The organism is Mycobacterium sp. 1423905.2 (assembly GCF_001673155.1).
Lineage (GTDB): Bacteria > Actinomycetota > Actinomycetes > Mycobacteriales > Mycobacteriaceae > Mycobacterium.
Genome location: NZ_LZLE01000307.1, coordinates 1 through 7,921 on the forward strand (window position 1 = coordinate 1; position 7,921 = coordinate 7,921).

Below are 7,921 nucleotides of genomic sequence, written 5' to 3' on the forward strand. Positions count from 1 at the left end.
CCGGCCCCTCCGGGAGGCAGTGGCGAAGACAGCAAAGCCGCTCGATCTCAGCGCACAGGAGCCCGCGCCGGGCGCTGCCCGGCATTGCTGCCAGGCATTCTCAGATTCATTGGTGCTTTTCGTTGGTGATCAGGTGACGACCGGGGTAGCCGCGGCAACGATATTCAACGGCCGTCCGCAGGGCGCTGAGCAAACATCGCCCGGACGAGGGCGCAGTCACCGGGCGATCGCATGTTAGCCCTGCAGAGAGCAACAGTCGTGGCGCTGTAGCGCACGCCACACGGCTGTCGACGATCGGTTACAGCGAATTTACGGCCGCGCCAGTTGGCAAGCTACTATTGAAGAAGTTGGCATGTCAGGCGGTATCTGTCATATCGTTTTACGACTTGTCGAAACCAGGCACAGGGCACCGTTCAGCGCTGCACGGACGACACCCTGGCCGACAAAAATCTCCGCTTGCGGACAGCCTATCGACAAGGCGGAAGGGGTCAAGCCCGCAACCTCCGGGTGCAGCCCCAATTCGGATCAGCATATGAGGCCCGCAGGAAAACTGCTGAAGGGTTAGGTGGGAATGACGCCCAAGCGCGTCGGGCTGTATAACCCCGCATTCGAACACGATGCGTGTGGGGTGGCCATGGTCGTGGATATGCACGGCCGGCGAAGCCGCGACATCGTGGACAAGGCGATCACCGCGCTGCTCAACCTGGAACATCGCGGTGCTCAGGGCGCCGAACCGCGCAGCGGTGACGGTGCCGGCATCCTGATTCAGGTCCCCGACCAGTTCCTGCGGGAAGTCGTCGACTTCGAGCTGCCCGCTCCGGGTAGCTACGCCACGGGGATCGCATTCCTGCCTCAATCGTCCAAGGACGCCGCGGCGGCGTGCGCGTCCGTCGAGAAGATCGCCGAATCCGAAGGGTTGCAGGTGCTTGGTTGGCGGCATGTGCCGACCGACGATTCGTCGTTGGGCGCGTTGTCCCGCGACGCAATGCCCACCTTCCGCCAGGTGTTCATGGCCGGCGCCTCCGGCATGGATTTAGAGCGTCGCGCCTACATCGTGCGCAAGCGCGCCGAACACGAACTCGGCACCAAGGGTCCCGGCCAGGACGGTCCCGGCCGCGAGACGGTGTACTTCCCGAGCCTGTCCGGCCAGACCTTCGTCTACAAGGGCATGCTGACCACTCCGCAGCTCAAGGCGTTCTACCTGGACCTGCAAGACGAGCGGCTGACCAGCGCGCTCGGGATCGTGCACTCGCGCTTTTCCACCAACACCTTCCCGTCCTGGCCGCTGGCGCACCCGTTCCGGCGTATCGCCCACAACGGCGAGATCAACACCGTCACCGGCAACGAGAACTGGATGCGGGCCCGCGAGGCGTTGATCAAGACCGACGTCTTCGGATCGACCGACGACGTGGAGAAGCTGTTCCCCATCTGCACCCCGGGGGCGTCGGACACCGCCCGCTTCGATGAGGTCGTCGAGTTGCTGCACCTCGGTGGCCGCAGCTTGGCGCACGCGGTGCTGATGATGATTCCCGAGGCGTGGGAACGCAACGAATCGATGGACCCCGCCCGGCGGGCGTTCTACCAGTACCACGCCTCGCTGATGGAGCCGTGGGACGGTCCGGCGTCCATTACCTTCACCGACGGCACCATCGTCGGCGCCGTGCTGGACCGCAACGGCCTACGGCCATCGCGTATTTGGGTCACCAAGGACGGCCTGGTGGTGATGGCCTCCGAGGCCGGCGTGCTCGACTTGGACCCGAGCACCGTGGTGCGCCGGCTGCGGCTGCAACCCGGCCGCATGTTCCTGGTCGACACCGAACAGGGCCGCATTGTCTCCGACGAGGAGATCAAGGCGGAACTGGCCGCAGAGCACCCGTACCAGGAGTGGCTCGACAAGGGCCTGGTGCCGATCGAGAAGTTGCCGGAAAGCAAGCAGGTCCGGATGTCACACGACCGACTTGTCATGCGGCAGTTGGCTTTTGGCTACACCTACGAGGAGCTCAACCTGCTGGTCGCGCCGATGGCCCGCACCGGCGCCGAGCCGATCGGCTCGATGGGTACCGACACCCCGGTCGCCGTGCTGTCGCGGCGTCCTCGGATGCTGTTCGACTACTTCCAGCAGCTGTTCGCTCAGGTGACCAACCCGCCGCTGGACGCCATCCGCGAGGAAGTGGTGACCAGCTTGCAGGGCACCACCGGCGGCGAGCGTGACCTGTTGACGCCGACTGAGGACTCCTGTCACCAGATCGTGCTGCAGCAGCCGATTCTGAGTAACTACGAGCTGGCCAAGCTGATCAACCTCGACCCCGACGACAAGGTCAACGGTCGCCCGCATGGCATGCGCTCCAAGGTTATTCACTGCCTTTACCCGGTAGCCGAAGGCGGCAGCGGGCTGGAAGCTGCGCTGTCCGAGGTACGCGCACAGGCATCTTCGGCCATCGCCGACGGCGCACGGCTGATCATCCTGTCCGACCGCGACTCCAATGAGCAACTGGCGCCCATCCCGTCGTTGCTCGCGGTCGCGGCGGTGCACCACCACCTGGTTCGCGACCGGACCCGTACCCACGTCGGGTTGGTCGTCGAATCCGGCGACGCCCGCGAGGTGCACCACATGGCGATGCTGGTCGGCTGTGGGGCCGCGGCGGTCAACCCGTACCTGGCCTTCGAGTCGATCGAGGACATGCTCGACCGCGGCGTCTTCGACGGTGTCGACCGCGAGGCCGCGCTGAAGAACTATGTGAAGGCAGCCGGCAAGGGCGTGCTGAAAGTCATGTCCAAGATGGGCATTTCGACACTTGCCTCCTACACCGGCGCGCAGCTGTTCCAGGCGGTCGGGGTGTCCGAGGAAGTGCTCGACGAGTACTTCACCGGGTTGAGCTGTCCGGTCGGCGGCATCACGCTGGACGACATCGCCGCCGACGTCGCCACCCGCCACAAGTTGGCGTACTTGGAGCGGCCCGACGAGCGCGCGCACCGCGAACTCGAGGTGGGCGGGGAGTACCAATGGCGCCGCGAGGGCGAGTACCACTTGTTCAACCCCGAGACGGTGTTCAAGCTGCAGCACTCCACCCGCACCGGGCAGTACAAGATCTTCAAGGACTACACCCGGCTGATCGACGACCAGAGCGAGCGGATGGCGTCGCTGCGCGGCTTGCTGAAGTTCCGTGCCGGCGTGCGCCCACCCGTTCCGCTGGACGAGGTGGAACCGGCCAGCGAGATCGTCAAGCGGTTCTCCACGGGCGCAATGAGCTACGGCTCGATCTCCGCCGAAGCCCACGAGACGCTGGCCATCGCGATGAACCGGCTGGGCGGCCGCTCCAACAGCGGCGAAGGCGGCGAGGACGTCAAGCGCTTCGAACGCGATCCCAACGGCGACTGGCGCCGCAGCGCGATCAAGCAGGTCGCCTCCGCGCGGTTCGGCGTCACCTCGCATTACCTGACCAACTGCACCGACATTCAAATCAAGATGGCCCAGGGCGCGAAGCCCGGGGAGGGCGGCCAACTTCCGGGGCACAAGGTGTACCCGTGGGTTGCCGAAGTTCGGCACTCCACGCCTGGGGTCGGCCTGATCTCCCCGCCGCCACACCACGACATCTACTCCATCGAGGATCTGGCTCAGCTGATCCACGATCTGAAGAACGCCAACCCGCAAGCTCGCGTGCACGTAAAGCTGGTGTCGGAGAACGGCGTCGGCACCGTCGCGGCGGGTGTGTCCAAGGCGCACGCCGACGTGGTGCTGATCTCCGGACACGACGGTGGCACCGGTGCGACGCCGCTGACGTCGATGAAGCACGCCGGCGCGCCGTGGGAGCTGGGCCTGGCCGAGACACAGCAGACGTTGCTGCTCAACGGTTTACGCGACCGCATCGTGGTCCAGGTGGACGGTCAGCTCAAGACCGGTCGGGACGTGATGATCGCCGCGTTGCTCGGCGCCGAGGAGTTCGGCTTCTCCACCGCTCCGCTGGTGGTTTCGGGCTGCATCATGATGCGGGTCTGCCACCTCGACACCTGCCCGGTGGGGGTGGCCACCCAGAACCCGGTGCTTCGTGAGCGGTTCACCGGTAAGCCGGAGTTCGTCGAGAACTTCTTCATGTTCATCGCCGAAGAAGTGCGGGAGTACATGGCACAGTTGGGCTTCCGGACCTTCAACGAAGCCGTCGGCCAGGTCGGCGCGTTGGACACCACACTGGCGCGCGCCCATTGGAAGGCCCACCGGCTGGACCTGACACCGGTTCTGCACGAGCCGGAGTCGGCGTTCATGAACCAGGACCTGTACTGCAGTTCGCGGCAGGACCACGGCCTGGACAAGGCACTCGATCAGCAGTTGATCGTGATGAGCAGGGAGGCACTGGATTCGCAGAAACCGGTCCGGTTCTCCACCACCATCAGCAACGTCAACCGCACGGTCGGCACCATGCTGGGTCACGAGGTCACCAAAGCCTATGGCGGCCAAGGCTTGCCGGACGGGACCATCGACATCACCTTCGACGGTTCGGCGGGCAACAGCTTCGGTGCCTTCGTACCCAAGGGCATCACGCTGCGGATCTACGGTGACGCCAACGACTACGTCGGCAAGGGCCTGTCCGGTGGACGGATCGTCGTGCGCCCGTCGGACAACGCGCCGCAAGACTATGTGGCCGAAGAGAACATCATCGGCGGCAACGTCATCCTGTTCGGTGCCACCAGTGGGGAGGCTTACTTGCGCGGTGTCGTCGGCGAACGGTTCGCCGTCCGCAACTCCGGTGCGCATGCGGTGGTCGAGGGCGTGGGTGACCACGGGTGTGAGTACATGACCGGCGGCCGCGTCGTCATCCTGGGCAGCACCGGCCGCAATTTCGCCGCCGGCATGTCGGGCGGGGTCGCGTATGTGTACGACCCCGACGGGCAATTGCCGGCCAACCTCAACTCCGAGATGGTCGAGCTGGAAAGCATCGACGAGGATGACGTCGAATTCCTGCACGGCATCGTCCAGGCCCACCTCGACGCCACGGATTCGGCTGTCGGACAGCGTATTCTGGCCGACTGGTCCGCCCAGCAGCGGCATTTCGTCAAGGTGATGCCCCGCGACTACAAGCGGGTGTTGCAGGCGATCGCCGAAGCCGAGCGCGACGGCGTCGATGTGGACAAGGCGATCATGGCGGCATCCCATGGCTGATCCGAGTGGCTTCCTGAAGTACACCCACCGCGAGCTGCCGACGCGTCGGCCGGTGCCGTTGCGGCTGCGCGACTGGAACGAGGTGTACGAGGACTTCAGCGAAGGGGCGGTGCGCGAGCAGGCCACCCGCTGCATGGACTGCGGTATTCCCTTCTGCCACAACGGGTGCCCGCTGGGCAACCTGATCCCGGAGTGGAATGACTTGGTGCGCAACGGTCGTTGGCGCGAAGCGATCGAACGGCTGCACGCCACCAACAACTTTCCTGACTTCACCGGCCGGTTATGCCCGGCGCCGTGCGAACCGGCGTGTGTGCTGGGTATCAACCAGGATCCCGTGACGATCAAGCAGATCGAACTCGAGATCATCGACCGCGCTTTCGAGGAAGGCTTCGTCAAGCCGCTGCCGCCGGATGAGTTGACCGGAAAGAAGGTCGCCGTCGTGGGTTCCGGACCGGCCGGCCTGGCCGCCGCCCAGCAACTCACCCGCGCCGGCCACCACGTCACCGTGTTCGAGCGCGACGACCGCATCGGCGGCCTGCTGCGCTACGGCATCCCCGAGTTCAAGATGGAAAAGCGGGTGCTGGACCGGCGGCTGGACCAGATGAAGGCCGAAGGCACCGAATTCCGCACTGGAGTCAACGTCGGCGTCGACATCACGGTGGACCAGCTGCGGGACGACTTCGACGCGGTGTTGTTGGCCGGCGGGGCGACCGCCGCGCGCGACCTGCCGATCCCGGGGCGGGATCTGGAAGGGATTCACCAGGCGATGGAATATCTGCCCTGGGCCAACCGGGTTCAGGAGGGTGACGACGTCCTGGGACCCGACGGGCAGCCGCCGATCACCGCCCGCGACAAGAAGGTCATCATCATCGGCGGTGGTGACACCGGCGCGGACTGCCTGGGCACCGCGCATCGCCAAGGCGCAGCCAGCATCCACCAGTTCGAGATCATGCCCCGCCCACCGGAGACCCGAGCGGCGTCGACCCCGTGGCCGACCTACCCGCTGATGTACCGAGTGTCTTCGGCCCATGAAGAGGGCGGCGAGCGTGTCTTCTCGGTCAACACCGAGGAGTTCATCGGCAAAGACGGGCGAGTGTGCGCGCTCAAGGCGCACGAAGTCACCATGCAAGACGGCAAATTCGTCAAGGTGGAGGGTTCGGACTTCGAACTGGAAGCCGATCTGGTTTTGCTGGCGATGGGATTCGTCGGCCCGGAGAAGCCTGGCCTGCTGACTGATCTGGACGTGAAGCTCACCGAGCGCGGCAACGTGGCGCGCGGCGACGAGTTCGACACCTCGGTGCCGGGCGTCTTCGTTGCCGGTGACATGGGTCGGGGCCAGTCGCTGATCGTTTGGGCGATTGCTGAGGGCCGGGCCGCAGCGCAGGGTGTGGACCGGTTCCTGATGGGCGTCAGCGCGCTGCCGGCGCCGATCAAACCCACCGCCGCACCGCTTCAATAGCCACAGCCGTCACATCAGAAACACGCGGGAATTCGCCCGGCGCGTCGTCCGGTGTTTGCCGGGGTCGGGGTGTCTAATGGTCGCTGTGGGTTGAGTCACATAAGGGCATGTGTCAGAACCCGGTTGAGATGTTCGATCGCAGGGAGTGTCACTGTGCGTACCAACCCAGTACCCCGGTCACGAATGGGGCGTATCGCCTGGTCATGGTTTCGTCACCCGGTGAAGAGCCACGAATTCCCGGCCAGGCACGAGCGCCTGGTCACCATCGAAGATCTGCTTCGCTTCGCTGTCTGAGCGCTCGGCGCCCTTACCCACGAGCGCACCGCAGGTTTGCTGCGACTAGGTGTCCAGCAAGCCGGAGTCCCGGATCGCCTCGGCCAGCGGTTCCAGCACCGCGGGGTCGTGCGGCGGAGTGATGTAGACGATGCCCAAGTCCAACCCTTCGGCCGCCAGGCCGGCGGCCTGCTCGATCACCTGACCGAAGTTGCGGTCGTTGTCCAGGCGAAGGTGGGCCGACAACATGATCTCCTTGGGGTCCCGCCCAATGTCGGCGCAGTGAGCGGCCAGCACATCGCGCTTGCGGGCGAATTCTTCGGGCGTGCCGCCAACGAAGTTCCAGTGCTGGGCGTAGCGGGCGGTGATTCGTAGAGTGCGCTTCTCACCGTTACCGCCGATGCAGATGGGCGGATGCGGCTGCTGCGGCCCCTTGGGCTCGTTGCGCGCGTCCTTGAGTTGGTAGAACTTGCCGTCGAATGTGGTGGTCTTGTTGCTGAGCAGGCTGGTGATCACCTCGCACGCCTCTTCGAACCGGTCGAAGCGCTCCTTGATGCTGCCCAGTTCGATGCCGTAGGCGCCCGATTCTTCTTCATTCCAGCCCGCGCCGATGCCCAGCTCCAGCCGCCCGTTGGAGATGACGTCCAGGGCGGCGGCCATGTTGGCCAGCACCGCGGGATGCCGGTAGTGAATGCCGGTGACCAGAGTGCCCAACCGTAGCCGGGTGGTCGCCTGCGCCAGCGCAGTCAGGGTCGTCCAACCTTCCAGGCAGGGGCCGGAGGAGTCGCTGAAGATGGGGTAGAAGTGGTCGAAGGTCCACCCGGATTCGTAGACGTCGATGTCGTCGGCCGCGGTCCAGACGGCCAGCATGTCGGCCCAGGTGGTGTCTTGGGGTGAGGTCTTGAAAGCGAATCGCATGCCATCGACGGTAGGCCAGGTTCCTGTGGCACAACTAGACTGGGCCGAACGATGAGCTGTGAGCTGGGAATTGACACGAAGATCACGCTGCTGGCGACCGGACTGATCTTTCTGCT

At 65.2% G+C, this 7,921-nt stretch carries 3 protein-coding genes; 2 read left to right on the forward strand and 1 reads right to left on the reverse strand.

Annotation, left to right across the window (positions count from 1 at the left end):
- The first annotated feature begins 571 nt into the window (after positions 1 to 571).
- Positions 572 to 5,155 carry a glutamate synthase large subunit gene (gltB, locus tag A9W95_RS20480; protein ID WP_067416972.1) on the forward strand — a complete coding sequence of 1,528 codons (4,584 nt, stop codon included), beginning with the start codon at positions 572 to 574 and terminating at the stop codon, positions 5,153 to 5,155.
- Complete coding sequence (locus A9W95_RS20485) at positions 5,148 to 6,614, forward strand: glutamate synthase subunit beta (RefSeq protein ID WP_067416974.1); 1,467 nt, start codon at positions 5,148 to 5,150, stop codon at positions 6,612 to 6,614. The genes gltB and A9W95_RS20485 overlap by 8 nt, the downstream gene beginning before the upstream one ends.
- A 339-nt stretch (positions 6,615 to 6,953) precedes the next feature.
- On the opposite strand, the gene A9W95_RS20490 is transcribed toward A9W95_RS20485, so the two are convergent.
- A complete protein-coding gene (locus tag A9W95_RS20490; protein ID WP_067416976.1) occupies positions 6,954 to 7,805 on the reverse strand; it encodes an LLM class F420-dependent oxidoreductase in 852 nt (283 codons plus the stop codon).
- Between the last annotated feature and the right edge of the window lie 116 nt (positions 7,806 to 7,921).